Source organism: Hydrogenophaga sp. UC242_53 (assembly GCF_042696965.1).
Taxonomy (GTDB): domain Bacteria; phylum Pseudomonadota; class Gammaproteobacteria; order Burkholderiales; family Burkholderiaceae_C; genus Hydrogenophaga.
Genome location: NZ_CP170552.1, coordinates 4,460,567 through 4,487,565, shown reverse-complemented (window position 1 = coordinate 4,487,565; position 26,999 = coordinate 4,460,567). Strand labels below are relative to the sequence as shown.

The following is a 26,999-nucleotide window of genomic DNA, read 5'->3' as shown; positions in this document are numbered from 1 at the left end:
AGGTCATCGTTGCCTGCTTATTTAAGTGGCGCCAAAGAGACAAGATGGAAGTGTCGCGCTAGACCTGCACTTGGCGCATGGTTCGTCGCAGGAGGAGACGTTGGAACTCGCCTAGCAGGTCAGGGCACTTGGCGGCCGGAGCCCGTGGTCCGAACACTCATAGAAATGGAGAGAAGAATGCGAATAGCCAACTTGAGAATCGAAAATTTCCGAGGTGTGAAAAGTGGCTTCGTGCAATTCGGCAGACATCCCGTACTTGTCGGTGACAACAACACTGGCAAGACTACCCTGATCGAAGCTTTGGCTCTCGCGCTTGGCAGAGATCGCCTAGTTCGCGAACTGACAGAACACGACTTCTTCGGGTCCAACCCACAGGCAGCCGATAGGATCAAAGTCGTGGCAACTGTCACTGATTTTCCTGGTGATGACCCTGAGCAGAGTAGCCAGTGGTTTCGTGATGAGAGGGCAGTCGTCAAATGGCTTGACGAGGCGACAGGCCATGTGCATCCGGCGCGCAACAACCCCGCGTGGAAGCTGTGCTGCCAACTCGGCGTTCAAGCGCGCTTCGACCAAGATAGCTTGGCTGTCGAGACGGTTCGCTACTTTCATGACCACGATGATCCCATCGATCCCTTCGCCGACGAGGCACCGGCGCCTGTCCCGGGCAAGCTCATCCAGGAACTCAGCTTCTATCTCGTGCGCGCGAGCAGGACTTGGGACAAAGTTTTTTCGTGGGGGAACGAACTTTTCAAGCGCACCGTGCTGGCGGCTGCGGCCCAGCCTTCAGGTGCGCTGCTCGCTGAGCGCGATCGCCTGCGGGCACCTGCTCAGCCGATCGATGCTGACCCCGGCATTCAACCTCTGATCGAGAATCTGAATAGCGAGCTTGCGCGCTCTTTCCCAAACGCTCCGAAGGTTCAGTTGAGGCTCACCAGCACAGACAGTAAGTCGGTGATGGAGGCAGTTTCAGCCCACTTCGTAGGAAACGATGGCTTCAGCATTCCAGCGGGGAGACAAGGCAGCGGGCTGGTCTCCATGCAAGGTCTATTGCTGCTGCTGGAGCTTGGCCGCGCTCGTGCTGCAAGCGGTGGAGAGTTCCTCATGGCTCTGGAAGAGCCTGAAGTCCATCTGCCACCTTCTGCACAGCAACGGTTGGTTCAGCGGGTCCAAGCCCTGTCTACCCAGACCTTCGTGACGACCCATTCGCCGCACGTTGCCAGCATGGCAGACCCGACCTCGGTGCTGATCTTGAAGAAGCATGACGGGGTTCTCTCTGCCGAGCCATTCTTGGACACGCCACTTCCTGCGGCGGCGCCGAACTGGAAGCGCAAGTTTTTCCAACACAGCCGGGTTGATGTGTTGAGTGCATTGATGCAGCCTGCACTCCTCGTCCCAGAAGGCAGAGCCGATTTCCAACTGCTACGTTGCATCCTCCGGCCTTTGATGATGACCGAAGGGTGGATCGACACGATGCAGCGCCCCTTCGGCATCGAAGTCGGGGTGGTTCCCACGGAAGACGCAAACGTCATCGAAACCCACCGGCTGATGCAGCGGCTCCACAGGCGTGTGTGTTGTATTGTTGATGGCGACGCAGCTGGGCTGGACTATGCGGAACAACTACGGCAAGAAGCCGCCCCGCCAAGCGCGATCATCCGCTGGAACAACGGCGCGATGATCGAAGACGCTGTCGGGTGGGTCCTCAATGCAGACGAGGCGACGGTGGTAGGCAAGTTGGCGGAACTATGCCCGCAACCTCCAGCTTCGACCGCGGCGGTAGTCGCGTATCTGAAGACGAAGAAGATGGACATCGTCGCCTACGAGAGTCTCGCGGAAGCCATTGCCACTTCGCCAGGCTGCAGGGCGCGGGCGGCAGACCTACTGGGCGGTCTGGCCTGTGCTTGCGCGGGCGACGAGGCGACGCAGCGCTTTGTTCGCGACGCCAATGGGGTGTGGGTGTTTCAGCCGTGACGGTCCGCGCATTCACTGGCGGCGCTGGTTGCGGCAAGACGCACATGCTCATGGATTCACTGTCAGCGCATCTGGACGCTGCACCTTTGCATGCCGGTGAGAAAGTTCTGGCGCTCACGTTCATGCACGGATCTCGCCGGCGCTTGGAAGAGCGTCTTGGGATGCTCCAGAACCTCAAGGGCAAGACGGAATGCACGACCATCGACAGCTTCGCATGGCGTCTGGTTCGGCGTTGGCGTTCCCTTGCCGCGGCACTCGGCTTCGTAAACATCGAACCAACTGAGTACGAGCGCGTATGTGAAGCTGCCGGCGCCCTTGCACAGGTCAAGGAGGTCCACAACTGGGTGGCGGCGACTTTTCCTATCCTCGTCGTGGATGAGGCCCAAGACATGACCGTGAATCGTCTCGGCATGGTTGCAGGCCTGGCAACAGATTGGAGGTCTTCGTCGCCGCGGACGAGTTTCAATGCCTCAGCGAAGAGCTTCGCCCCAACCCAGCATGCGCTTGGCTCACCGAGGTATGCGCGCCCGAAGAACTTACGCAGCCTCGTCGAACCAACGTCGATGAGTTGCTTAATGCAGCTCGAGCGATTCGCGCCGGCGAAGCGCCGAAATCAGAGAAACTCTTCATGGTTGCGCAGACGTCGACGGCCCCGTTGGCTGGTGCATGGATCAACTCTAACTTGAGCTGGTACGGTGGAGGCAAGCGTGTCGCGATCATCACCCCAACGCATGGGACGTTTTCGAGAGCTGCATTGGCCTGGGCTGCCGCAAACAAGACCAAGAAGGGCGCAGGCCCTTACAAAGTCGCTTGGGAACAGTCGGAAGCAAAAGCGGCAACTGAGTACCTCGCCACGATCCAGTTGGCCGACCAAGCTGACGCTGTTTCCATCGCTGCCATCCTCGCCGCTGCTGGTGATGCCAGAACGGCCAGAGATGTGGTCGAATGGCTTGAGATTCAACGTCGAACCAAGGCGAAGGTGGAGTTCACGAAGGGCGAGGTCGTGAAGTTGGTCGAGCAGTCCTTTTCCCAGCGCCGCCAATCTCGACGGAGCGATGTTCGTGGCTGGAAGGGGATGACAGTTCACGGTGCCAAGAACCGAGAGTTCGACAACGTCATTGTGCTCTGGCCAGCAGCCGTCGGTGGCAGCGACGACCAGAAGAGGCGTTTGCTCTACAACGCGGTGACACGCGCAAAAGAGCGATGCATCGTCCTTGTGCAGGCAACTGCCCATATGAGTCTGCCGCCCTTCGCATGAGGCCCCACCCTACATTTCGAGGGGGCAGATGGGTCTGATTGGGCAGACTATTGGCTGGAATGGGTCGAGAGCTGCCGGCTGATGAATGTTGGCCGAAAGGCTGCAACCAGTCTGAGCTGCAGCTCAGCTCGCGAGGACGACACCGCGGCGGTCGCTGCCGGCCTTTTTGAACCGATCATTCCTGGAGGACGGCACTGTTGGGGATGGAGTGATCTTGCTGCTTGAACTCTTTCGGGGTCTAGCACGCGGTCGTCGAGCTGCCAACGGCCCTTTGCTGAATTAAGCTCGACATCATGACAAAGAGACTTTTCCCGGCGATAGAGCACACGACGGTCGCTGAAGCGATTGACAAAGTTCCGTTTCTCAACTTGCAGTGGCTCTTCTTGGATGTCGCAGACCTCCAGCAGCGCGCGGATGCGATGAAGCCGAACGTTCCTCGCGGTCAGACGTTCAAAGACTGGAACGCTAAACGAGACGCTGGGCTCAAGAAGCAGCTCAATCTTGCACCGCAGAGGGATCGCTTTCACAAGCTCGATCGGTACAGCGACTACGTCTATGGGCTGCGTCGCGCTGACTTCAATATTGAGGCGCTGATTGACCTGTATCGACGTTTTAAAGAGTACGTCAAGGAGGACGTATTGCGCGATCCGGACGACGCTCCGACCACTACCATCATTCCTCTGCTATTGGCACCAACACTCCGATGGCGCAGCGCAGCACCTGCGCAGGGAAAAGCGTTGATGAATGCGTTGGAAGACGTCTTGGACAAGGTATCTTCAGAGTTGAGGGTTCGGTTCAGTCCAGATCTTCTCGCCTTCCAAAACGCAATCTTCTTCACATATTTTGTTGTCTCCGAGATCGCGAACGTGGGCTTGAATCCCGCGGCAGGCTCCTACTATGTGAAGATCTTCCGCTCCGTCAGCCCTGCGAAATGGACTGCGACGAGAACAGATGTGCGGGTCCAGTATTCGGCCCTGGTGCTGACATTTGCGATTCGCTTCTACAAGCTTGACGAGGCTTTCGATGCAAAGCTCGGCTTCAGCTACAACGTGTTGGCCGAGCTTCGCTCGGTTTTTCACGATGCGGCTCACAGCGAACTGGAAGCCAAGTTCACTCCTTCGCAATGGGTCTTCCGCTGGTTCGTCGACAAGCTAGACGCGGAAGTCTTCAGCTCGGGCAACAGACTTGAACTGGCAGGCCTCGCCGCCCTGAGTCCGGTCGAACACAACTTGGCAGTAGAACTAACTCGACGGTTTGCCGCCTACCGAGTTCCGATCTCTATCGAAGCGATCTCTGGATTCCTCCTTCAATTCGGAACTACTCAGCGCATTCGAGCAGCTTTGAGATTGCTTAGTCACATCAAGTTCTATCCCCTGTGGGAACTTTCCCAGTCGATAGAGCGGACGCTTGAAGCGCAGCTTGCTCTCACCCAGGAGAAACAACTGGTCATTGCTACTTTCGGTGAGCACACCGGAAGCGCAGCGATCATGAACTACTTGGTTTCACACTCGACACTTTCGAGCAGGCTCAAGTTCGAACCCAATCTACCAGCGGCTCTTAAGGCGACTCCGGCCGACGGTTCCATCTACATCGTTGACGACTGCTTGTTGAGCGGCACGCAGGGGCTTAACACGCTCGGCGATTTGATGGGTACGCGGGTGCGCAAGAGCCACCACACCGTGCACGCACCAAGCCTTTCTGCCGGGGACAGAAGGCGCCTTGAAAACAGACAGCTGCGCTTTTGCTACGGTGTCTCTATGGACGTTGGATTGACGCGCTTCCTGGGCGAAGAGTACGCAAGTACTGGCCTCGACAAGCAGCGGGCAAAAGTGCTATCTGGCGTGATTGAACCTTCCAGCTCCAAGATCTTCGAGCCTCTTGGCCCCGTTGGCTGGGCGAACGAAGCAGAACGAGATGACATGAAGTCATTCTGCGAAGATGTCGGGTACAAGATCCTGAAGCGTCGCGCCACCGAAAAGACTTGGACTGATGAGCGACGCAAGGAGAGTGCCCTTGGCTTCTCAGATATGCAGCGGCTGCTTGTCTTTCCATATAACGTGCCAAAGACTACGCTGACTCTGCTCTGGGAGAGGTGCTCAGAAGACTTTAAGTGGCGGCCGCTTTTTCCAGGCTTTGACTAAGGGGCGCGTTGAGGCTGTGGCAGCGGGCCAAACAGTCTGCCCGCCTCTCAGTGCTTCAGTTGCCCACAGATCCAGTTCGTCCGGCGTCATCCTCTCGCTGTGTTGTCTATCGGCGGAACGGCGTGCCGACCGGATGATGGCCGGTGCAGCCTGTCGCCTGCAGCGATCAATAGCCGGTTCTGGCAAATGCCGCCGCTCCAGTATCCGCACCCGAATGACTCAGATCAGTCTGGAACAGTCACCCAGCCATTCAACGTGCCCGGTATCTATGTGACGTCACAGCGGGCTTGGCGAGCGATAGACCTTCACTGGACCTGCGCCCTTGTACACCACCTCGCCGTTTGCAATCACGATCACGAGCACGGTCTCCAAGCTGGGCAACTCGATGACGTGGTACTCGTGCGGTTCCAGTGGCAAGCGAGTCTCGCGGTAGCGGGTCACACCATCGGTTGTGGGATGCCATAGCGGCGTCGGATGCTGGTTCATCAAAATGGCGCAGCGGATACGAACACTTCGACCGGCCCTGGACCTTGATACACCGCTTCACCGGTGGCCCCTATCCGCACGATCCACCAGTCATCTCGCTGCTCCACCTCATACGCGACCGCAGGCAACTCGAGCACCGTCTCCACCGGGAAAGGGAGTCCATCCGGTACTGGGTGTCGCAGCAGTGTGGGATGCCCTGGAGGAAAGTTCACGGTGGGCATCATACGGGTGGGGGTATGACAATCGGCTCTGCTCACGCCCTCGCCACGGGCACATCCTCAAGCCGTGTCGTGTACTGAGGCGTACGGCGCTCCTGCTTCATGCCCCACACCCGCTGAGGACCGACCTTTCCTGTAGATGCGGTGTGTACCGTGCCTTTGCCGTATCGCCCGTTGATCGCATCCATCGCGCCCATGAGCTGTGAACGATCGCGCTTCGGCTCGTCGTCCGCAGGCGTCTCCAGATCCAGCTCACGTTGCAGCACATCTGCGGATTGCAGGTCCACCAGGATGACCCCGGCCTTGATGAACCGGTACCCTGGCACGTACATGTACCGCATGCCGTCCGCAGCGGCCTGAGCCAGTGCCAGCGTGTCGTCGGTGGGTCGGCGCAGGGGTACCACCACGCTGCGGGAGAGTTGCGGCCCGGGCCGATAGGGTGAGGTGTGCATGAACACCAGCAGCTCGGTGGCCAGGCTCTTCTGCGAGCGCAGCTTCTCGGCCGCTCGCCCGGCATACTCACTCACCGCTTCGATAAGGGGCGCCAGTTCGTGCATGGGCTTGCCGAACGACCGCGTGCAGGCGATTTGCTGTTTTTGTCCGGGCGCGTCGTCGAGCTCAATGCAGGGCTGCCCCTGGAGCTCGCGCACCGTGCGCTCCAGTGTCACGCCCCATCGGCGGCGGATGGTGGCCGGGTCCATGCGCGTGAGATCCAGGACGGTGCGCACGCCTTCCTCCTGGAGTTGCTTGCCGATGCGGGGTCCCACGCCCCAGACGGCACCCACTTCGGAGGCCCGGAGCACGTCCTCCAGGTCTTGCGCAGGCAAAGTCGCCAGGTTGCACACCTGCGTCAACTCGCTGGGGTAGCTACCAGGCTTGCGTTCCGCGGTCTTGGCGATGTGGTTCGCCAGCTTGGCCAGGGTCTTGGTTTGTGCGATGCCGATGCAGCATGGAATGCCGACCCACTGCAGGATGCGTTCACGAACCGTCTTGGCCCGCTTCACCAGATCACCGCGTACACCCTGCAGTCCAATGAAGCTCTCATCGATCGAATAGATCTCCTGGGTGGGGCCCAGCCCCGCGGCCAGGCTCATCATCCGGTCGCTCATGTCGCCGTACAGCGTGAAGTTGGCCGACAGAGCCACCAAACCCGCTTCCTGCTCCAGATGCTTGATCCCGAACCAGGGGGCGGCCATCTTTATGCCCAGGTCCTTGGCTTCGTTGGAGCGCGCGATGGCGCAACCGTCGTGTTGGAGAGAACGACGACAGGCCGGCCGTTCAGGCTGGGCCGGAACACCCGCTCGCACGAAACATAGAAATTGTTGCCATCGACCAGGGCGTACATGGCCGCATCGCTCGCGTCGGGTGGAAGGGGTGGAAGGGGTTCAGACGGCGAAGCGCTTGATGCAGGAACTGACCACACCCCACACTTCGATCGTCTGACCGTCCCGGGGCACGATGTCCGGGAAGGTGGGGTTGGCCGCCTTGAGGCGAACCCGCCCCGCGCGCTGGTGCAGATACTTCACCGTGAACTCGCCATCGACCACGGCCACGACCACCTGGCCATGGTGGGGTTTGATGGCTCGGTCAACCACCAGCGTGTCACCGTCGTCGATGCCGGCGTCCCGCATGGAGGTGCCCGCCACGCGCAGCAGGAAGGTTGCCTGGGGGTGCGTGACCAGGATCTGGGTCAGGTCCAGCCGGTTGACCGAGAAGTCCTCGGCCGGCGACGGAAACCCTGCGCGCACAGGAGCAGCGGGCATAGGCAGCTCGAGCGGGGACGCCATAAAGGTCACGGGCGTTGAGCTGGTACAGATACTGTTCATATGTACAGTATACGGCGGCAGGCCGTTTCCGACCAGAATTCCCCATGTGTTCGAACTATGTGGCCGTGACCAGCACGGAGCGCCTGCGGATGTACTTCGGTGTGGAGGCGCCACCGCCCACGGTGAAGGCCGAGGTCTGGCCGATCTATGAGGCTCCCTTCATCCGCCGGCATCCGAACAAGGATGTGGGCGACGAGGCCGTTCCCCCGCGCGAGGTCAAGGCTGGTCTCTTCGGAATGATTCCGCACTGGGCGGGTGAACTTAGCTTCGGGCGGCGGACCTATAACGCCCGGTCAGAGACGGTGGCGGAGAAGCCCAGTTTTCGGGATGCCTGGCGCAACGGTCAGCACTGCGTCGTGCCCGTGGAGTACATCTACGAGCCCGACTGGCGCAGTGGTGTGGCGGTTCCCACACGCATCCAGCGCAAGGATGGCCTGCCCATGGGCATCGCCGGGCTGTGGACCAGCAACCGCAAGGCAACGGGCGATGAGGTGTTCAGTTTCACCATGCTCACCGTCAATGCCGACGACCACGAACTGTTCAAGCACTTTCACAAACCACAGGATGAGAAGCGCATGGTGGTGATCCTGCATGCCGACCAGTACGACACCTGGCTCGATGCGCCGACTGCGCGTTCGATGGAGTTCATGCGGCAGTTTCCTGCGCACTTGCTGATCTCAACGCCGGAGCCTGAGAGGGGAAAACGTCAAAGGTGAAGTTCGGATCACGCGTGTATGCGGATTGGGCCGCCCAAGCAAAGGTCCCACGCCTACTTTGAAGTCGGCTTAAGGCTGACGGTGGTCGTTCGACGAAGTCGACGGGAAAGACGGCCTCCGACCCAAAGCGGACCCATCCCTAGGCGAAGCTAGCCGTCAGCGCGTTGAGCCGCCTCATACTCCAAGTCAGTCTATACACATTCGCCCGTTCTCGGCCGCACAGCGCTCTGAACTCCGCACGAACCTTGTCCAGTGCGGACGCACGCTGTCATCGACAATCTACGAGTCCTGTGGATAGGCCCAAAGCACCTTTCCTTTCTTGATGTAGAAGTGACTGCGACACCCCTTGGTCCGCCAAACAGACGGCCACAGAGAGATCGAGCCCAGCGGGTGGATGGCGTGTCGCCATCTCGGGTTGTCGTTCTCGATCAAACTGAGCGTGATGACGTCACCGCATCCACATGGACAGATGAGCTGCGCGGACCAAGGCTTCGGTTGTTCCCCGATCAAGTAGACAAAGCCGGGACGGGTCACAGGCGGCGGATCCTCAGCCCACGCATAGACGTACTTTAGGCGCGGGTCCATTACAAGCCTGAAGGCACGCGCAAGACGACCCAATATCATGATTTGGCTCCGGCGCTGAGTTCGGGCATGTCGAGCATGGGTTCGACGTCTCCTCGGCCCACGTGGCGCTTGAAGACCGGACAAGGTGGTCCGTCCGTTTCGCCCGCGAATATGCCATGCGACAGACTGACTCGAAAAGTTGCGGTGTCTCCGTTGGAGTCCATGCGGTAAGGATGCAGGCGCGCCAGGAACTCATTGATCGCCAGGCTCGCGATCAGCATGTTCAATTGAATGACGGCCGGCTGGTCCTCATTGACGCCCTTGATATAACCCTCGCCTAAGAGCTTGCGGTATTCGCCGGGATCCGTGCGATAGAGTCCAGCGACGCGGACCTGCTCCATGGTGAACAGGTGGCGGCTCAGCAGGCTCGATCCGCCGGGCTGGAGGTAGTGAACCGTACCGCACACCTGGTCGACACCACCGGCGCCGTCGGCGTCGATGCGCACCCCCAAGTCGAAATAGGGAATGGCATAAAACGAGGCCAGCTTGTTCAGCGCAAACCGCCCGTCTACCGAGTCCATACAGCCGAAGAGGACGTCGCAACTCGCCAGCGCTCGCACCACCTCGCGGTTGAATAGGATGCTCTGGAACGCCAGCACGTCTGTGCCCAACTCCAGTTGAGAGATGGTTCGCCGCGCGAGTTCGACTTTGGGCAGCCGGGCAGCGACGTCGGCCATCGTTGAATTCAGGATCCGGTTGAGATTCTTGCGTTCAACGACGTCAGGGTCGACCAGCACCAGCGATCCGACGCAGTTGCGCGCCAGCTGCTCGATGACCGGGCTTCCCGTTCCCGAGCACCCGACAACCCCGACGCGCAAACGGGTCAACTTCTCGTAGGTGCCCTGGCCGAAGGTCTGCGCAATCCGGCGACCTTGCTCCGGAACGGCCTGAGTGTCACCTGGGGCATCGAACACCCGGATGTCGTCTCCTACGACCGTCACTCTCGCCAGTGTCTCGAAGCTGCCATCGGGCGCCACGATACGGCCGAAACAGCGGCCATCGTCCATCACCACGACACTGCAATGGGGCTGGTTCTGATCCATCCAGCCATGAATGCTGGGGAACAAGGCCCGGTCGGACTCGTCATCGATTGCAGAGAACCGATCAAACCCCCGGTGCCCGTGGACCTTCACGAGCGACATGTTGTGCTTGTTCGCTTCCGCCAGTAGCGGCAGCAGAATGGCCGTGGACCACGTCACCCGATCGGGTCTGCGGACGCTGCATTGGTCGTAGGGCACAAGCACGACCTTGCGCGCCACCAGCCGATGGCCATAGGCGGACTTTGCGCGACCACACAACACGATGGCGACGGCTTCGCAGCCGTCCGGCGGAAAAAGGTGAGAGGCCAACTCCTCGAACTGGAACTGCGCCAACGTCAACGACACGCCCATGCTCAGACCTTCTTGAGTTCCTGCGCCAGCCATTCCTGCACAAGCGCGAAGTGGGTGCCCAAGCCGTCAATGCCAGGACGCCAAGGGTTCGAAGGCGTGCGGTGCCGACTCCAGCGCTGCCATTCCTTGCCGGCGAAGCTGTCCGAACTGGTCGCGCGGATAGCGCGCCCGCTTTGAAGCGACAGTGTCGGGAAGAAGTAGGCCATGTCGATCTGGGCGTCGGGGTAGCCCGGATCGATTCGCACATTGACGTCGACCGCCGAGACGTTGTAGCCGGCGGGCACCGCAAAGTCGTGGAGGACCACGCGCAAGACGCTGGCCTCCGCGGCTAGGTCATAGGCGTCGCCACAGCCTTCGAGCCACTCCATGTCCTCCGCCGGCAACGAGAACTCCCTGCGCATGGCTCAACCCTCCGTCTGGTCCAGCGGCAAGGTGACGAAGTGCTCCACGCCCGGCTCGCGCAGGTCAACTTCCTTGTCCAGACCGATGCGCTCGGGCTGGGCACCCTTGTGCTTAATGTAGATGCCGAATTGGTCCACCGGCACCTTGCCCGCCAGCTGCAGCAAGGCGGCGCCGGTGATCAAGGGCTGGTGCACATCAAAGTGCACCTTGTCGATGGTGATCTTGTAGACCTGCTTGCGGTCCGGGTCCTTCGCGGCGGGGGTGTTTTCAGCTGCCATGGTGTGCCTGATGCCTTTCTCGGGTTCGCGGCGACTAGCCGCTTACCTAGATATGCGCACCGGCGCTCCCTCCCCGGACAAAAAATTTTTGTGTCGGGCGTGTCCGCAACCAGGCTGCGGGTGAGCATATATTTATGAGATGACCAGTCCTGCACCGCAGCAAAGAGAAGTGGCGACCCCCAATCAGGTGGCGTACGCCTTCTCCATGTTGTCTCCTAGTGAGCAGCAGTGCCTGCGGCAAATTGCCAAGCTGCGCGCGCTCGGCCTGCCGGCTATGAGCTGGGAAGATCTACTGCACGAGGCGCTTTACCGGGCGCTGGCCGGAGCGCGCCTTTGGCCGTTGAACGTCAGTTTGGTCGCCTTTCTGGCGCAGACCATGCGCAGCATTGCCAGCGAGGAACGGGCGCGAACCGCCAAAGAACCGGTGGAGCAGCTTGCGGTTGGGGCCGATGACGAGGGACCCAGCGCCGTGGAGACGGTAGCCGACGAGCAGACACCGGAGACTGAGTTGGCGGCCCGCCAAGCCATCCGGCAAGTGGAAGCGATGTTCGCCGCCGACCCCCAAGCCTTGCATGTGATCCACGGCCTGGCTGAAGGGCTGACACCCACCGAAACACAGGCGCGCTCTGGAATGACCCCGGTACAGTATGCGAGCGCTCAAAAGCGAATCCAGCGCACCTTGGCGCGCAAGTACGGAGAGGCAAGCGATGACTAAAAGGCTAACCGCCGCGCAGCAGCTCGAAAGTCTGCTGGATGGTCTGGAAGACTTGGTGTTGGCAGCGCAGTCCCCGGACGCGGTGCCCGCTAGAGAGCGCGACGACCTCGCGGAGTCAATGCGACTGGTCTTGGCAGCCAGCACGGCGCGGGCGAACGTGGAAGCCAAGCCAGGGACGGCTCGTCGCAGCAGACCTCGGGCGATCACGGCCATCAAGTTGCGCGAGTTGCGGGCTTTGCTCAGCCCACCGTCGGTCATGGGGATGCAGGCTGCGGCTGCGTTCGAGGGGGATGACTCCCATCAGGCCGGCCTAGACTTTCTTATCGACGACATCGAGCGCATCATCTCGAACAAGCAGCAGAGAAAATAGGTGTCAGGGCCCGTCGGCCACTGGGGAAGGGACAGACGTGACGGCAGAAGTGGTAGTCATGAACCGGCTTGGAATTGCGCTGGCAAGCGACAGCGCGGCGACGGTGCGCTCCAATGGCAAGGCGAAGTTTTTTCACGCAGACAAGCTGTTCATGCTCTCGAGCTTCCACCCCGTGGGCGTGATGGTCTACAACAACTCTTCGCTCCTAGGCGTGCCGTGGGAGGTCATCTTCAAGATGTACCGCGCCAAGCTCGGTCATAAGAGCTTTCCGCATCTGCAGGACTATGCGACTGATCTCATTGCTTTCCTGACCAACAACCAGCAGCTGTTTCCGCTTGACGTTCAAGAGCACTACTACAAGCACCTCATTCGTACGTTCTTCACGGGGATCGCGAACGGCATCACGAAGCGATTCAAAGCGTTGATCGACAACGGGGACGGCATTACACAAGAGGACCTGGAGTACATCCCAACCGAGGTGGTAAAGGACGCCTTGAAGGAGTGGCAGGCCAAAGACGACGCCACATGCTTTAAGAAAGACGTTGCGGCGGACCTAAAGTCCAAGCAGTCAGGCTTCATCTCAGGGCTGACGATGAGCGTCTTCGAAGGATTGAAGCCCGCAGTGCTGCACAAGCTGACGCCCGACCTGTACGAATTAGCCAAGTTGGTCGTACAGAAGGACAAGATCGTCACCGAGTCTTTGACAGGATTGGTCATCGCCGGATACGGTGAAGTTCAGCACTTTCCGGTCATGCAGCAGTACGAGTTCGGTGAGATCTTTGAGGGCGAACTGAAGCACAAGCTCCTGGAGACATGGCAAATCAGCAAGGACGTCACGTCCGTGATCAAGCCATTTGCACAATCGTCCATGGCACAGACTTTTTTGGAAGGCATCAGCCCCAAGGTGGAGTTGCAGGTTGCCCGGGCGCTCGCGAAAGCGTACGTACAGACGCCCGAGGCCATCATCGACGGGTTTCCTGGCGTGTCCAAAGCCAGGAAGGAAGCCTATAAAGCCCAGTTGAGGGCTGTGTCCGCGAATGCTGCGAAGGATGCGATCAAAGAGTTCTCCGGGTTCAAGGGGCGCAACCACCGCATACCTATCCTCCAGTCGGTCGTCCATCTGCCGAAAAAGGAGCTTGCGCACGTGGCGGCGTCCCTTGTAACTTTGAGCTCATTTCAAAAGCGCATGACAACTGGGGAAGACGAAACCGTCGGTGGGCCGATCGACGTGGCAGTGATCTCGAAAGGTGATGGCTTCGTCTGGATCGATCGCAAGCACTACTTCCAACCCGAGTTCAACGAACATTTCTTCAGGAATCGTCCTACCAAGTCTGCGAAAGGAGAACCGATTGACAAAAAAGGCAATGAAGACGAAAGCAACGCCGGCTAGCCATGCCAACGATCGGATGTTGGCGGAAGTCAACGCCATCGTGGATGAGTTCATTAAGGAGAACCCGCGACTGGAGCTCACGGATTCTTCGGACATTGACGACTCGAAGGAAGCCGAGAAGCAAGAACTGGAACTTGCGGACATCTATCGCAAACATCTAGGGCTGTTGGGGTCGAATTAGGCTTTGGTCTGTCTTGCGTGCGACTGATGCTCGTGCCCCGCACATTGGGTCGCACGCGTGAGACCAGCGCGCATTCCATGATGCAGCGACTACAAATACTTGGCCGTGTCGACGCTGAACTTAGCAGCGGCGACGATCCGTTCGCGCCCGCTCGCTAGACCTTCGCGGGATCGCCGGCCATCGAGTCGTCCGTGACGAACTCTCAAGAATGCAGCCACTCCCATTGCGCTGAACATGCAGTCGTACTATCGGTACGCAGCAAAAGAGACTGGGTGGCGACCCGTGTGGTGGCGAAGCCTGTCGGCACTGCGTTGTGAAAATTCGTTGAAGCCCGGCTACTTCATCGTCTTCCACATCGGCATGCTAGCCACGCTTCGGACATTTGCTGGTGAATGAAGCGCAATTTGGTTGCGCGAGATGTGCAATGTTGGATGATGGTGCAATGCGCGCTTTTGGCCGAAAGCGGACATCGCCCTCCCGGTTGGGGCGGCATGCTACTCACTTCTACGAATGACTCCACCGAATTTGGTCTAGTAGCGCTGACAACCTCGACCACAGCGCTCGGTATCGAGGATGCCGATCCGCATCAGTGATTGCGAAGAACGTCTCGAAATACTTGCGGACAACCACTGGTAGCTCGCGGCGGAATAGTCGCTTGTAGTCCCGCATGCTGAGAGTCGACTGGGACTCCATGCGAGCGTTCAAATAGTGTCTAAGTGCGAAGTCCCTCACCCTCCGTGGAGTTGCCTCCGTCTGCAGATACTGCGTCATCAGCAATTCGAACCAACGTCGAGCGGTCATGACATGCAACTCGCCCTCTCGCAAAGTGTGTCCCCTGAGAGCGGCGATGGCGGGGCCTGCAGCCAGGGTTCGCAACATGGCTCCGTAGAAGTCACGGAACGATCCCATGACCTCCGATTCATCGATCCTGTGGGACGGTCCGACGAGCGCGAAGCAAGGCGCTGGCTTGCTGAGGCGAATGCCAGAAATCAGACTTCCTCCGTAGCACGCCGCCACGGTGACCAACAGGCGCATCCCAGTAGCGATGTTCAATGGAGTCATGGCGTCGCAGAAGTCGTCCCAGCTCAGATTGCTGTCATCAGCGAACCAGATCCCGGAGTTCTCGTCTCCGTGTGCTTCCAGGTGAAGCACGGGCAAGAGGCCTCTGGTCTGAACCTGAGTTTCAAGATCCCTGAGAAGAGCCAAGAAGGCATCGCGGGAGGCTACTTGCACGAGTGTCGCCTTCGCAGGGGCCTCGTCCAAGGTGTTGATGTAGTCGCGAAGAAGGGACCCGGTCTTCATCTCCAAGCTGCTCAATGATTCGGCGACAACGATCGCATTGAACGTAATGTCATCGGGAGGATCGGCAGCTTGCGCCAAGGGTAGTACAGTCCGCACGGTTCTCATTTTGACCCAACGTCCGCTCCCGACTCCTTGGTGTCATTCGAGCTTCTACAGGTACATGGCCGAATGACCGCCTTGGAGCCGAGACCGTGCACTGGGCATGCTCCGGAGAGTGACCGCAACCGCTGCTCAGCCGCCGTTGTCTGCTCAATCCAACGCAGTTGGACATAGCCGCAGCGCTAAGCCCTCTGGAGGAGCATCTGTTAGTTGAAGACTGGGCCGAGGCGGAGGGTGCGATAGCTGAGGCGGGACAAGAACTTTCGGTCTCGGAGAAGTTGCCAGTTCGAAAGCGGGATCGCACAACGTTCCCGCATGCCTTGGCCCGAAAACGCCAGAGCCGTGGTATCGGGATGCCTGTGTAAGAAAAGCGCAGTTTCTGGCTTCTTTGTTGAGAGTGATCGCAAACTCACATCTAAAGATGTAGGCGAGAAAGTCTGACTATTTCAGTTTCTCAAGTCTGAGAAACTCGAGTTCAGTCCGACGAATTCGAGTTCCTCTCATCAGGTCCCAGGTCAGACGTCGATGTTGCCCGCGCGCAGCGCGTTGGTCTCGATGAAGTCGCGGCGCGGTTCCACCTCGTCGCCCATCAGCATGGTGAACACGCGATCGGCTTCGATCGCGTCGTCGATCTGCACGCGCAGCAGGCGGCGCACGTTCGGGTCCATGGTGGTTTCCCACAGCTGCTCGGGGTTCATCTCGCCCAGGCCCTTGTAGCGCTGGCGGCTGGTGGTGCGCTCGGCTTCGCTGATGAGCCAGCGCATGGCCTGGCGGAAGTCACCGACCTTCTCTTCCTTCTGCTTGTCGCCCTCGCCACGCATCACCTTGGCGCCTTCGCCCAGCAGGCCACGGAAGGTGTCGGCGGCGGTGGCGCAGCGCGGCGTAGTCGGCGCCGTGCACGAAGTCCTGCGTGAGCACGCTGCTCTTGATGTTGCCGTGGTGGCGGCGGCTGATGCGCAGGATGGGTTTGTCGGTGCGCACGTCGAACTCGGCCGCCACTTCGGCGGGCACGCCGGTGGTGGCGAGTTCGCGCAGCTTGGCCTGCAGCGAGACCGCGCTGACCTCGGCCTGCTCCACGCTGTCGAGGTTGAGCGCCACGCCATCGGCGATCGCGCGCAGGGCCTCGGCGTCCATGAAGTTGGACAGGCGCGCGATCACGCTCTCGGCGATCTGGTGCTTGCGCGCCAGCTCACCCAGGGTGTCGCCGCTGAGCGTGGTCTGCGTGGCGCCGCCGGTGAACACGCTGGCATCCTTCAAGGCGATGCGCAGCAGGAAACCGTCGAGCGCGGAAGCGTCCTTCAGGTACAGCTCTTCCTTGCCGGCCTTGACCTTGTAGAGCGGCGGCTGCGCGATGTAGATGTGGCCGCGCTCGACGAGCTCGGGCATCTGGCGGTAGAAGAAGGTCAGCAGCAGGGTGCGGATGTGCGCGCCGTCCACGTCGGCGTCGGTCATGATGATGATGCGGTGGTAGCGCAGCTTGGCGACGTTGAAGTCGTCCACGCCGGCCGTGCCGCCCGCGCCCGTGGCCTTGCCGATGCCGGTGCCCAGCGCGGTGATGAGTGTGAGAATTTCGTTGCTGGTCAGCAGCTTCTCGTAGCGCGCCTTCTCCACGTTCAGGATCTTGCCGCGCAGCGGCAGGATCGCCTGGAACTTGCGGTCGCGGCCCTGCTTGGCCGAGCCGCCGGCGGAGTCACCCTCCACGATGTAGATCTCGCACAGCGCCGGGTCCTTTTCCTGGCAGTCGGCGAGCTTGCCGGGCAGGCCCATGCCGTCGAGCACGCCCTTGCGGCGCGTCATTTCGCGGGCCTTGCGCGCGGCTTCACGGGCGCGCGCGGCTTCGACGATCTTGCCGCAGATGATCTTGGCGTCGTTCGGGCGTTCCTGCAGGTAGTCGGCCAGCAGGCGGCTCACGATGTCTTCGACCGGGCCACGCACTTCGCTGGAGACCAGCTTGTCCTTGGTCTGGCTGGAGAACTTGGGCTCGGGCACCTTGACCGACAGCACGCAGCACAGGCCTTCGCGCATGTCGTCGCCGGTGACTTCCACCTTGGCCTTCTTGGCCAGCTCGTGCTCTTCGATGTACTTGTTGATCACCCGCGTCATGGCCGCGCGCAGGCCGGTGAGGTGGGTGCCGCCGTCGCGCTGCGGGATGTTGTTGGTGAAGCACAGCACCTGCTCGTTGTAGCCGCTGTTCCACTGCATCGCGACTTCCACGCCGATGTTGGTGCCCTGGTCGCTCTGGCGGTCGCCCATGGCGTGGAACACGTTGGGGTGCAGGACGGTCTTGCCCTTGTTGATGAAGTCGACGAAGCCCTTGACGCCGCCGGCGCCGGAGAAGTCGTCTTCCTTGCCGCTGCGCTCGTCCTTCAGGCGGATGCGCACGCCGTTGTTCAGGAAGGAGAGTTCGCGCAGGCGCTTGGACAGGATCTCGTAGTGGAAATCGGCGTTCTCGCGGAAGATCTCGTAGTCGGGCAGGAAGTGCACCTCGGTGCCGCGCTTCTCGGTGGCACCGGTGACGCGCATGGGCGAGATCTCCACGCCGGTGGGCGTGGTCTCGATCACGCGGTTCTGCACGAAGCCGCGCGCGAACTCGAGCAGGTGCACATGGCCTTCGCGGCGCACGGTGAGGCGCAGCCACTGCGAGAGCGCGTTCACGCAGCTCACGCCCACGCCGTGCAGGCCGCCCGAGACCTTGTAGCTGTTCTGGTTGAACTTGCCGCCGGCGTGCAGTTCGGTCAGCGCAATCTCGGACGCCGAGCGCTTGGGCTCGTGCTTGTCGTCCATCTTCACGCCGGTGGGGATGCCGCGGCCGTTGTCCACCACGCTGATGGAGTTGTCGGTGTGGATGGTCACCACGATGTCGTCGCAGTGGCCGGCCAGGGCTTCGTCGATGGAGTTGTCGACCACCTCGAACACCAGGTGGTGCAGGCCGGTGCCGTCGGACGTGTCGCCGATGTACATGCCCGGGCGCTTGCGCACGGCTTCCAGGCCTTCCAGGATCTGGATCGAGCCTTCGCCATAGCCCTCGCTGGCACCGGCCTGGTGGGCGTCGATGGTGGGCTGGAAATTGGAGCTTTCGGCTTGCGCCTCACCGGTGTTGACGGATTCGGCGGGCTTGTTGGCGTCGGACATGGTGGAATTTCTCGATCTCAGTAAACGCCAAACCCGCGGTGTTCGCGGGTTTGGAATGCGGGAGCAACCAGGGGGTTGGACCTCAGATGCGCATCGGCATGACAACGTATTTGAAGGCGTTGTCGTCGGGGTTGGTGACCAGCGCGGAGCTGTTGCCGTCGGACAGCTCGATGCGGACCATCTCCTGCGACATGTTCTGCAGCGCGTCGATCAGGTAGGTCACGTTGAAGCCGATCTCGATGGTGTCGCCACCGTAGTCGATGTCGAGTTCGTCCACGGCCTCTTCCTGTTCGGCGTTGCTCGAGGCCACGCGCAGCACGCCGGGCTCGACGTTCAGGCGCACGCCCTTGAACTTCTCGCTGGTCATGATGGCGGTGCGCTGCAGGCTGGCCAGCAGGGGCGCGCGGCCCAGGGTGACGATGTTCTTGTGGTTCTTGGGAATCACGCGGTTGTAGTCGGGGAACTTGCCCTCGACCAGCTTGGTGACGAACTCCATGCCGTCGAAGCTGAACTTGGCCTGGTTGGCCGCGAACTGCATCTCGATCGCGCCTTCCTTGTCGGACAGCAGGCGCTGCAGTTCGAGCACGGTCTTGCGCGGCAGGATGACTTCCTGCTTGGGCACTTCCACGTCCAGCGTGCTGGAGGCGAAGGCCAGGCGGTGGCCGTCGGTGGCGACCAGGCTGAGCTGCTTGCCTTCGGCCACGAACAGGATGCCGTTGAGGTAGTAGCGGATGTCGTGCACCGCCATCGCGAACGAGACCTGGCTCAGCAGGCTCTTGAGCGTCTTCTGCGGCACCGAGAACACGGGGCCGAAGCTGGCCGATTCCTGCACCAGCGGGAAATCTTCGGCGGGCATGCTCTGCAGCGTGAAGCGGCTCTTGCCGCCCTTGAGGATCAGCTTGCCGGCGTTCGATTCCAGGCTCACGGTCTGGTCGCCCGGCATGGTGCGCAGGATGTCGATCAGCTTGCGCGCGCCCAGCGTGGTGGCGAAGTTGCCGCTGTCGCCGTCGAGTTCGGCGGTGGTGCGGATCTGGATTTCCAGGTCGCTGGTGGTCAATTGCACCTGCGAGCCGGTCTTGCGAAGCAGGACGTTGGCCAGGATCGGCAGGGTGTGGCGGCGTTCCACGATGCCCGCGACCGATTGCAGCGCGGCCAAAACCTTGTCCTGGGTCGATTTCAAAACGATCATGTCAGACTCTTTCTTCTCTGGTTGCTTGTCGGCCGGTTCCTGCCTCCCGGTTGGCCCTTTTCCTTGTTTGGGCCAAATCCTCGCTATTTTCGCCTTTTTGTGAGCGGCTTCCGCAAAACGGCCCCCGGGTCTTCCCGCTCATCCCTTGAGCGTCTGTTCCAGCACGTGCAACTGCTGGTTCAGCTCGGTGTTCTGCTGGCGCTCGGCCGCGATCTTGCGCACCGCGTGCAGCACGGTCGTGTGGTCGCGCCCGCCGAACAGTTCGCCGATTTCGGGCAGGCTCTTCTGGGTCAGTTCCTTGGCAATGAACATGGCGATCTGGCGCGGCCGCGCAATGCTGGCCGGGCGCTTCTTGCTGTACATGTCGGCAACCTTGATCTTGTAGAAATCCGCCACCGTCTTCTGGATGTTCTCCACGCTGATCTGCCGGTTCTGGATCGACAGCAGGTCCTTGAGCGCGTCGCGCGCGAGCTGGATCGAGATTTCCTTCTGGTTGAAGCGCGAATAGGCCAGGATCTTGCGCAGCGCGCCTTCGAGCTCGCGCACGTTGGAGCGCACGTTCTTGCGCACGAAGAAAGCCACTTCCTCGGGCATGACGGCGTTCTCCACCGCCGCCTTGTTGATCAGGATGGCCACGCGCATCTCCAGCTCGGGCGGCTCGATCGCCACCGTGAGGCCCGAGTCGAAGCGCGAGACCAGCCGTTCGTGGATGTCGGCCAGGCCCTTGGGGTAGGTGTCGCTGGTCAGCACGATGTGGCTCTTCTTGGCCAGCAGCGCCTCGAAGGCATTGAAGAACTCCTCCTGGGTGCGCTCCTTGTTGGCGAAGAACTGCACATCGTCGATCAGCAGCAGATCGAGCGAGTGGTAGCGTTCCTTGAACTCATCGAAAGTCTTGCGCTGATAGGACTTGACCACATCGGAGACGAACTGCTCGGCGTGGATGTACAGAACTTTGGCCTGTGGACGGTCGGCCAGCAGGTGGTTGCCGATGGCATGCACCAGGTGGGTCTTGCCCAGGCCGACGCCGCCGTAGATGAACAGCGGGTTGTACAGCTGGCCCAGGCTGCCGGCCACGTGCATGGCCGCGGCGCGCGCCATGCGGTTGGCCGAGCCCTCGACCAGGGTGGAAAACGCGAGCGCCGGGTTCAGCCGGGTCTTGGGGCCGCTGGGCGCGGCGACCTCGGCCGGCGCCAGGTCGGGCAGCTCGGACAGCACCTGGTCTTGCACCGTGCGCGGCGCTGGCGACGTGCGGCTGGGCGTTTCGCGCGGAGCAAGCACCAACTCCAGTGTCACCGGGACCCCCTGGAGGGTCTCCAGCAGGGCCGAAATGCGGGACGCGTACTGGGCCCGGATCCAGTCCATCTTGAACCGGTTCGCCACGGCCACGACCACCTTGGAACCGTCGGGCGCGACGGTGGCGGTCAGGGGCCGGATCCAGGTGTTGAACTGTTGTTCGGGGATCTCTTGCGCGAGCCGGTCCAGGCAGGTGGACCAGAGCGAGAGGGCGTCCGGCCGGGGAGCGGTCAGGGACGCATCAGGGGGAATGCCCTCGATCATGCTGGGAGCGGTGAAGCCGTTGTGGTTGTGGACAAATGTCTCGGGGCAATCCGACGATTGTAGTGCGCGCCGCGACTTATCCACAAGGCAGGGAAATCACCGTTGGCAGGGGGTGGGCAGTCGGTGCGCAAGCCCGGCCGCTTGAAGTGATGCGGCGGCTCCCACCGCCAAGTGCTTGCCGGACATCGGGTTTATTTGCGATAATTGCGGGTTTCCCCGATTTCTACAGAGCACCATGAAACGCACTTACCAGCCCTCCAAGATCCGCCGCGCCCGCACCCACGGCTTCCTCGTCCGCATGAAAACCCGCGGGGGCCGTGCCGTGATCAACGCCCGCCGCGCCAAGGGCCGCAAGCGCCTGGCCGTCTGAGGCTGCGCGTGTTCTGCCGGCGCCGACTCGCCCGGCTCCCTCACCGCGTGACCCGGACGGTTCAGCGGTGACCCAGCGGCTGCGGTCCCGGCAACAGTTCCAGGCCGTCATGGCGGGCGCCCCCGTCGCCAAGACCCCCCACTTTGCCCTGCACCGCGCCGCGCTTTCCAGCGCGCACGAGGGCAGGGCCTTGTTTCCCGTGGCCGACGCCTGGGTGGGGGTGCTGCTGCCCAAACGCTGGGCCAAGCGCGCCGTCACGCGCAATGCGATCCGCCGTCAGATCTACGAAGTCGCCCGCCACCGGGCCGCGAGCCTGCCCCAGGCGGCGCTCGTGGTGCGCCTGCGCAGCGAGTTCAGCCGCCAGCAGTTCGTCAGCGCCACCTCCGACGCGCTCAAGCGCGCGGTGCGCGCCGAGCTGGAGCAGCTGCTCGCGCCGCCGCGTTCCGCGCCACGCGCGGCACCGCCTGCGGAGATCCGACATGCTGTCTGACTGGCCGCGCCAGGGCCTGCTGGGCCTGGTCAAGGGATACCGTCTGCTGCTCAGCCCGTGGCTCGGCAGCGGTTGTCGTTTCGAACCTTCCTGCTCGCTCTACGCCATCGGTGCGCTGGAGCGCCATGGTGCCCTGGGCGGCACCTACCTCACGCTGCGGCGCCTGGTCCGCTGCCACCCGTGGTGCGACGGTGGCGATGACCCGGTGCCCGCCTCCCTGCCCACGCTGTTCTCCAGCCTGATTTCACCTTCCTGCGAAAAGAAGAACCCGTCATGAATGACATCCGTCGGTCCATCCTGTGGGTGGTTTTTGGTCTGTCGATGGTCCTCATCTGGGACAAGTGGCAGATTCACAATGCGCAGCAAGCCCACCTTCTTCCCCGGCGCCGCGCCGGCCGTGACCGCGCCCGCCGCGTCCACCAGCCAGCCGGCCGGCGGCAGTGGCAGCAACGCCGGCGTGCCGACGGCGGCGCAGAGCGGTGCGACGCCGGTCGGCGAAACCCCGGCCGCAGCGCCCGGCGCCGTGGCCCAGCGCCACGAAGTCACCACCGATCTGTTCAAGCTGGTGTTCAACAGCGAAGGCGGTTCGCTGATCGGCGCCGAGCTGCTCAAGCACGCCGAGGCCACCGGCCAGAGCAAGGACAAGACCGAGCGCCCGTTCACGCTGCTGGCCCAGGGTGGCGAGCACATCTACGTGGCCCAGACCGGCCTGATCGGTGGCAACTTCCCCACCCACAAGACGCCGATGGCGCTGGTGGGCAACCCCACCACCCTGGCCGACGGCCAGAACGAGTTGCAGGTGCGCTTTGAATCGGCCGAGGTCGGCGGTGTGAAGCTGGTCAAGACCTACACCTTCACGCGCGGCCGCTACGACATCGGCGTGCAGCACGAGGTGCAGAACGTGGGCAGCCAGGCGGTCACGCCCCAGCTCTATCTGCAGCTGGTGCGCGACGGCAGCAAGCTCAGCAGCGAAACCCCCTTCTACTCGACCTTCACCGGGCCGGCGGTCTACACCGCGGAGAAGAAGTACCAGAAGATCGAGTTCGCCAACATCGAGAAGAACAAGGCCGAGTTCGTCAAGTCGGCGAGCGACGGCTATGTGGCGATGGTGCAGCATTACTTCGCCTCGGCCTGGCTGCTGGGCGATGGCGTCGCGCGCGAGAACTTCGCGCGCAAGATCGACAACAACCTGTTCGCTGTGGGCAGCATCACCGCGCTGACCGCCATCGAACCGGGCCAGAGCCAGAGCCAGCAGTCGCGCCTGTTCCTGGGCCCCCAGGAAGAGAAAGTGCTCGAGACCATCGCCCCCGGCCTGGAACTCGTGAAGGACTACGGCTGGCTCACCATCCTGGCCAAACCGCTGTACTGGCTGTTGGAGAAGATCCACGGCTACGTGGCGAACTGGGGCTGGTCCATCGTGCTGCTGGTGGTGCTGATCAAGGCCGCGTTCTACTGGCTCAACGCCAGCGCGTACCGCAGCATCGCCAAGATGAAGAAGATCAATCCCCGCATCATGGAAATGCGCGAGCGCCTCAAAGGCAACCCGCAGCAGATGCAGCAGGAGATGATGAAGATCTACCGCGAGGAAAAGGTCAACCCGCTGGGTGGCTGCTTCCCCATCCTGATCCAGATCCCCGTGTTCATCGCGCTCTACTGGGTGCTGCTGTCCAGCGTGGAAATGCGCAACGCGCCCTGGGTGGGCTGGATCACCGACCTGTCCTCGCCCGATCCGTACTTCATCCTGCCCCTGGTGATGGCCGTGACCACGCTGATCCAGACCGCGCTCAACCCGCTGCCGCCGGACCCGCTGCAGGCCAAGCTGATGTGGCTGATGCCGCTGATGTTCTCGGTCATGTTCTTCTTCTTCCCGTCCGGCCTGGTGCTGTACTGGATCACGAACAACGTGCTGACCATCGCGCAACAGGCCGTGATCAACAAGAGCATGGGCGTGCCGCTGAAGTTCAGCATGCCGAATTTCAAGGCCTGACCCCGTGATCGGATGACCCCCTGCGCCGCTGACGCGGCTTCCCCCTAAAAGGGGGACGGCGTCTTGGGCCGGCGGAGCCGGACCCTCGACGCCTCTGGAGGGTGTGTTTCTCTTCTGTGAAGGGCCTGCGTTGCGGGCCCTTTGTCTTTTATGCTCGCCTCCTATGCTCGCTGCCTCGCGTGACCCCATCGTTGCCATCGCCACCGCGCCCGGTCGTGGGGCCGTGGGCATCGTGCGGGTGTCGGGACGGGGCCTGGCGGCTTTTGTCTTGGCCCTGCTGGGGCGCGACCTGAGGCCGCGCGAGGCGACCTACCTGCCCTTGGCCGATGCCACGGGCCAGCCCATCGACCACGGCCTGGCCCTGTGGTTTCCCGGCCCGCACTCCTACACCGGCGAAGACGTGCTCGAGCTGCAAGGCCACGGTGGGCCGGTGGTGTTGCAGTTGCTGCTGGCGCGCTGCCTGGAGGTGGCGCGCGACACCGCGCCCACGCTGCGGCTGGCGCGCGCGGGCGAGTTCACCGAACGCGCCTTCCTCAACGACAAGCTCGACCTCGCGCAGGCCGAGGCGGTGGCCGACCTGATCGATGCCAGCACCGAGGCCGCCGCGCGCAGCGCCTCGCGTTCGCTGGCCGGTGTGTTCTCGGGCCGCGTGCACACGCTGCGCGACGCGCTGGTGAACCTGCGCATGCTGGTCGAGGCCACGCTGGACTTCCCCGAGGAAGACATCGACTTCCTGCAGAAGGCCGATGCCACGGGCCAGCTGCAACGGCTGCGCGACGCGTTGGCCGAGGTGCAGGCCCAGGCGCGCCAAGGCGCCTTGCTGCGCGACGGTTTGCAGGTCGTCATCGCGGGCCAGCCCAACGCGGGCAAGAGTTCGCTGCTCAATGCCCTGGCCGGGGCCGAGCTGGCCATCGTCACACCCGTGGCCGGCACCACGCGCGACGTGGTGCAGCAGACGATCCAGATCGAGGGCGTGCCGCTGCACGTGATCGACACCGCCGGCCTGCGCGACAGCCCCGATGTGGACGAGGTCGAGAAGATCGGCATCGAGCGCGCCTGGGAGCGCATTCAGCGCGCCGACGCGGTGCTGTTCGTGCACGACCTCAGCCGCAGCGAAGGGGCGGACTACCAGACGGCCGATGCCTCGATCGCGGCCAGCCTGGCCAGCACCCTGCCCGCCGACGTGCCGGTGCTGCACGTCTGGAACAAGCTGGACCAGGCGCCCGCGGCGGTCGTGATGGACGCGCAGGCCGACACACTGGCGATCTCGGCCAAACACGGCACCGGCCTGGAGGCCTTGCGCCAGCGCCTGCTGAGCCTGGCGGGCTGGCAGCACGCGGGCGACGGCCTGTTCATGGCGCGCGAACGGCACCTGCAGGCCTTGCGCCGCGTGGGCGATCACCTCGACGCCTCGAACGCCTTGCTGCAGGCGCGCGCGGAGCACCTGGACCTGCTGGCCGAGGAGCTGCGCCTGGCGCAACAGGCCCTGAGCGAGATCACCGGCGAGTTCACCGCCGACGACCTGCTGGGCGAAATCTTTTCGCGTTTTTGCATCGGCAAATGAAGCCAGCGCACCGCTCGGTGCCGCTCTGAGACCGCCGAGAGTGCAACTGTAAGCACGGGTAAGAACAGGCTTGCGCGCGCCGGTCGTGCGCGGTTATCTTGACCGCATGAACGCCCAGTTGCCCACGTCCGTGCGCTTTGACATTCAAGGCTTGGCCCAGTCCATGCGGCTGAGCAGCGCGCTGGACGCCGTGCCCCTGAACCTCAACGACCCCCAGTGGGTGCAGCTGGCCAACTACCTGCAGCCGGTGGCGCTGCAGCAGGGGCAGGTGCTGATCGAGCAAGGGGTGAAGGACCGCACGGTCTACTTCGTGGAGAGCGGCACCCTCACCGTGCACTACGAGGATTCGCGCGAGCGCGTGCGCATCGCCGTGGTCGGTGCGGGCTCGTTGCTGGGCGAGGGTGCGTTTTTCAGCCACCTGCCGCGCAGCGCCACGGTGCACGCGGGCAGCGATTGCCGGCTCTGGTGTCTGACCCCTTTGCGTTTTCGGGAACTCTCCTCGCGCCACCCCGATGTCGCGCTGGACCTCAGCGTGGCCATGTCGGCGGTGCTGGCTCGGCGCATGTACAACCGGCCCAAACGGGTCGCCGTGACCTGAGCGCCGCGGGCACGAACGGAATCAAGGCCGTCCTGTGTTGCTTTTTCAACCTTTTGCGCGCGCGTCCCTGGCGCACACTTTGCCCATGTCCTTGATGAGCTGGCTACAGGCCAAAAAATCCGCCACACCCGACAAGGGTCCTTTCACCCGTGCGCGCAAGAAGTTCAGCCAGACCACGCTGCCGCTGATCTCGCCGCGCCGCGGGCGCCGCATCCTGCGCCGTGAGCAGCTGTTCGCGGTGGTGCGCGAGTCGCTCATCCGCGCGGGCGTGTTGTCCACCAGTTACGAGTTCAAGGTGCTCACGCTGGACGCCAACGGCGACAGCTTCCTGGTGCTGGTCGACCTCGCGCTGCCCGCCAAGGCCATGCCCGATGAATACCTGCTGGAGATCGAGCGCTGGATCCAGCAGAGTGCCCAGACGCGGCACGAGATGGACGTGCGCTCCGTCTACTGGCGCCGCAAGGCCGTGCACGACCAGGTCGGCATGGCGCTCAAGGCCGCCGTGGCGGCCCAGACCCGCCGCGAGGCGGTGCCGATGACGCCGGGTCTGGTGCCTGAAGCCAAGGTCACCAGCCCGATGCCCAGCCCCACGGCCATTCCCCGGCCCGTCATGACGCCGTCGAGCGCGCCCGCGCAGGTGGTGGGGGAAGACGAGGTGGAGGCGTTTCGCCTTGCCTTGCAGAGCGTTGCGCAAGCCACCCTACCGCTCCCCTGCTGAAGCGCAGGCGCAGCTGCCGGTGCCGGAGT

General features: G+C 62.3%; 23 protein-coding genes and 4 pseudogenes. 16 read left to right on the top strand and 11 right to left on the bottom strand.

Annotated features, from left to right (window positions below):
- Window positions 1–177 precede the first annotated feature (177 nt).
- The 4 genes and pseudogenes from ACFJI0_RS22575 to ACFJI0_RS22560 all read left to right on the top strand — a co-directional run bounded on the left by ACFJI0_RS22575 (window position 178) and on the right by ACFJI0_RS22560 (window position 5,367).
- On the top strand, window positions 178–1,968 hold the full coding sequence (locus tag ACFJI0_RS22575; protein WP_382322390.1) for an ATP-dependent endonuclease: 1,791 nt from the start codon (window positions 178–180) through the stop codon (window positions 1,966–1,968).
- A gap of 44 nt (window positions 1,969–2,012) precedes the next feature.
- A pseudogene (locus ACFJI0_RS22570) lies at window positions 2,013–2,309 on the top strand (hypothetical protein); the annotation flags it as partial.
- A 92-nt stretch (window positions 2,310–2,401) separates the two neighbouring features.
- A complete protein-coding gene (locus tag ACFJI0_RS22565; RefSeq protein ID WP_382322389.1) occupies window positions 2,402–3,226 on the top strand; it encodes an ATP-binding domain-containing protein in 825 nt (274 codons plus the stop codon).
- Window positions 3,227–3,519: 293 nt separating this feature from the next.
- Window positions 3,520–5,367: a hypothetical protein gene (locus ACFJI0_RS22560; protein ID WP_382322388.1), complete on the top strand. Its 1,848-nt coding sequence runs from the start codon at window positions 3,520–3,522 to the stop codon at window positions 5,365–5,367.
- 276 nt (window positions 5,368–5,643) lie between these two features.
- On the opposite strand, the gene ACFJI0_RS22555 is transcribed toward ACFJI0_RS22560, so the two are convergent.
- From ACFJI0_RS22555 to ACFJI0_RS22545, 3 genes and pseudogenes are all read right to left on the bottom strand, one after another.
- Window positions 5,644–5,853: a hypothetical protein gene (locus tag ACFJI0_RS22555; RefSeq protein WP_382322387.1), complete on the bottom strand. Its 210-nt coding sequence runs from the start codon at window positions 5,851–5,853 to the stop codon at window positions 5,644–5,646.
- Window positions 5,854–6,106: 253 nt separating this feature from the next.
- Window positions 6,107–7,416, bottom strand: a pseudogene (locus ACFJI0_RS22550) (Y-family DNA polymerase).
- Between the two features lie 40 nt (window positions 7,417–7,456).
- A complete protein-coding gene (locus tag ACFJI0_RS22545; RefSeq protein ID WP_382322386.1) occupies window positions 7,457–7,834 on the bottom strand; it encodes a LexA family protein in 378 nt (125 codons plus the stop codon).
- Between the two features lie 107 nt (window positions 7,835–7,941).
- On the opposite strand from ACFJI0_RS22545, the gene ACFJI0_RS22540 reads away from it, so the two are divergent.
- The gene (locus ACFJI0_RS22540; RefSeq protein ID WP_382322385.1) at window positions 7,942–8,613 is read left to right on the top strand and encodes an SOS response-associated peptidase; all 672 of its coding nucleotides are present in this window, start codon (window positions 7,942–7,944) and stop codon (window positions 8,611–8,613) included.
- Between the two features lie 279 nt (window positions 8,614–8,892).
- Here ACFJI0_RS22540 and ACFJI0_RS22535 read toward each other — a convergent pair whose 3' ends face one another.
- Genes ACFJI0_RS22535 through ACFJI0_RS22520 form a run of 4 tightly spaced genes read right to left on the bottom strand, consistent with a single transcriptional unit; the run spans window position 8,893 to window position 11,308 of the window.
- On the bottom strand, window positions 8,893–9,198 hold the full coding sequence (locus tag ACFJI0_RS22535; RefSeq protein ID WP_382325786.1) for a DUF6527 family protein: 306 nt from the start codon (window positions 9,196–9,198) through the stop codon (window positions 8,893–8,895).
- A gap of 35 nt (window positions 9,199–9,233) precedes the next feature.
- Window positions 9,234–10,628, bottom strand: coding sequence for a HesA/MoeB/ThiF family protein (locus tag ACFJI0_RS22530; RefSeq protein WP_382322384.1), 1,395 nt, complete (start codon window positions 10,626–10,628; stop codon window positions 9,234–9,236).
- A gap of 2 nt (window positions 10,629–10,630) precedes the next feature.
- Window positions 10,631–11,029 carry an E2/UBC family protein gene (locus ACFJI0_RS22525; RefSeq protein ID WP_382322383.1) on the bottom strand — a complete coding sequence of 133 codons (399 nt, stop codon included), beginning with the start codon at window positions 11,027–11,029 and terminating at the stop codon, window positions 10,631–10,633.
- A gap of 3 nt (window positions 11,030–11,032) precedes the next feature.
- Entirely contained in the window at window positions 11,033–11,308 is a 276-nt protein-coding gene (locus tag ACFJI0_RS22520; RefSeq protein WP_382322382.1) for a multiubiquitin domain-containing protein, read from the bottom strand.
- Between the two features lie 169 nt (window positions 11,309–11,477).
- Here ACFJI0_RS22520 and ACFJI0_RS22515 point away from each other — a divergent pair, with 169 nt between their 5' ends.
- From ACFJI0_RS22515 to ACFJI0_RS22500, 4 genes are read left to right on the top strand one after another with little or no spacing between them, the layout of a single operon-like run.
- Window positions 11,478–12,023, top strand: coding sequence for a hypothetical protein (locus ACFJI0_RS22515; RefSeq protein WP_382322381.1), 546 nt, complete (start codon window positions 11,478–11,480; stop codon window positions 12,021–12,023).
- The gene (locus ACFJI0_RS22510; RefSeq protein ID WP_382322380.1) at window positions 12,016–12,393 is read left to right on the top strand and encodes a hypothetical protein; all 378 of its coding nucleotides are present in this window, start codon (window positions 12,016–12,018) and stop codon (window positions 12,391–12,393) included. The genes ACFJI0_RS22515 and ACFJI0_RS22510 overlap by 8 nt, the downstream gene beginning before the upstream one ends.
- A gap of 37 nt (window positions 12,394–12,430) precedes the next feature.
- Complete coding sequence (locus ACFJI0_RS22505) at window positions 12,431–13,783, top strand: hypothetical protein (RefSeq protein WP_382322379.1); 1,353 nt, start codon at window positions 12,431–12,433, stop codon at window positions 13,781–13,783.
- Window positions 13,758–13,964 (top strand): hypothetical protein, encoded by a 207-nt coding sequence (locus ACFJI0_RS22500; protein WP_382322378.1) that lies wholly within the window; start codon window positions 13,758–13,760, stop codon window positions 13,962–13,964. The genes ACFJI0_RS22505 and ACFJI0_RS22500 overlap by 26 nt, the downstream gene beginning before the upstream one ends.
- 504 nt (window positions 13,965–14,468) lie before the next feature.
- On the opposite strand, the gene ACFJI0_RS22495 is transcribed toward ACFJI0_RS22500, so the two are convergent.
- From ACFJI0_RS22495 to dnaA, 4 genes and pseudogenes are all read right to left on the bottom strand, one after another.
- The gene (locus ACFJI0_RS22495) at window positions 14,469–15,344 is read right to left on the bottom strand and encodes a hypothetical protein (RefSeq protein ID WP_382322377.1); all 876 of its coding nucleotides are present in this window, start codon (window positions 15,342–15,344) and stop codon (window positions 14,469–14,471) included.
- A 536-nt stretch (window positions 15,345–15,880) separates the two neighbouring features.
- Window positions 15,881–18,497, bottom strand: a pseudogene (gene gyrB / locus ACFJI0_RS22490) (DNA topoisomerase (ATP-hydrolyzing) subunit B).
- An 82-nt stretch (window positions 18,498–18,579) separates the two neighbouring features.
- On the bottom strand, window positions 18,580–19,686 hold the full coding sequence (gene dnaN, locus ACFJI0_RS22485) for a DNA polymerase III subunit beta (RefSeq protein WP_297401592.1): 1,107 nt from the start codon (window positions 19,684–19,686) through the stop codon (window positions 18,580–18,582).
- A 138-nt stretch (window positions 19,687–19,824) separates the two neighbouring features.
- A complete protein-coding gene (gene dnaA, locus ACFJI0_RS22480; protein ID WP_382322376.1) occupies window positions 19,825–21,243 on the bottom strand; it encodes a chromosomal replication initiator protein DnaA in 1,419 nt (472 codons plus the stop codon).
- A 235-nt stretch (window positions 21,244–21,478) separates the two neighbouring features.
- Here dnaA and rpmH point away from each other — a divergent pair, with 235 nt between their 5' ends.
- From rpmH to ACFJI0_RS22445, 7 genes and pseudogenes are all read left to right on the top strand, one after another.
- The gene (rpmH, locus tag ACFJI0_RS22475; RefSeq protein WP_006299042.1) at window positions 21,479–21,613 is read left to right on the top strand and encodes a 50S ribosomal protein L34; all 135 of its coding nucleotides are present in this window, start codon (window positions 21,479–21,481) and stop codon (window positions 21,611–21,613) included.
- A gap of 67 nt (window positions 21,614–21,680) precedes the next feature.
- Entirely contained in the window at window positions 21,681–22,103 is a 423-nt protein-coding gene (gene rnpA / locus ACFJI0_RS22470) for a ribonuclease P protein component (protein WP_382322375.1), read from the top strand.
- Window positions 22,093–22,380 carry a membrane protein insertion efficiency factor YidD gene (gene yidD, locus ACFJI0_RS22465; RefSeq protein WP_382322374.1) on the top strand — a complete coding sequence of 96 codons (288 nt, stop codon included), beginning with the start codon at window positions 22,093–22,095 and terminating at the stop codon, window positions 22,378–22,380. The genes rnpA and yidD overlap by 11 nt, the downstream gene beginning before the upstream one ends.
- A pseudogene (yidC, locus tag ACFJI0_RS22460) lies at window positions 22,377–24,090 on the top strand (membrane protein insertase YidC). Before yidD ends, yidC begins: the two are co-directional and overlap by 4 nt.
- 163 nt (window positions 24,091–24,253) lie before the next feature.
- Complete coding sequence (mnmE, locus tag ACFJI0_RS22455) at window positions 24,254–25,654, top strand: tRNA uridine-5-carboxymethylaminomethyl(34) synthesis GTPase MnmE (protein WP_382322373.1); 1,401 nt, start codon at window positions 24,254–24,256, stop codon at window positions 25,652–25,654.
- Window positions 25,655–25,760: 106 nt separating this feature from the next.
- Window positions 25,761–26,252, top strand: coding sequence for a cyclic nucleotide-binding domain-containing protein (locus tag ACFJI0_RS22450; protein ID WP_382163815.1), 492 nt, complete (start codon window positions 25,761–25,763; stop codon window positions 26,250–26,252).
- Between the two features lie 94 nt (window positions 26,253–26,346).
- Window positions 26,347–26,970, top strand: coding sequence for a hypothetical protein (locus ACFJI0_RS22445; RefSeq protein WP_382322372.1), 624 nt, complete (start codon window positions 26,347–26,349; stop codon window positions 26,968–26,970).
- The last annotated feature ends 29 nt before the right edge of the window (window positions 26,971–26,999 follow it).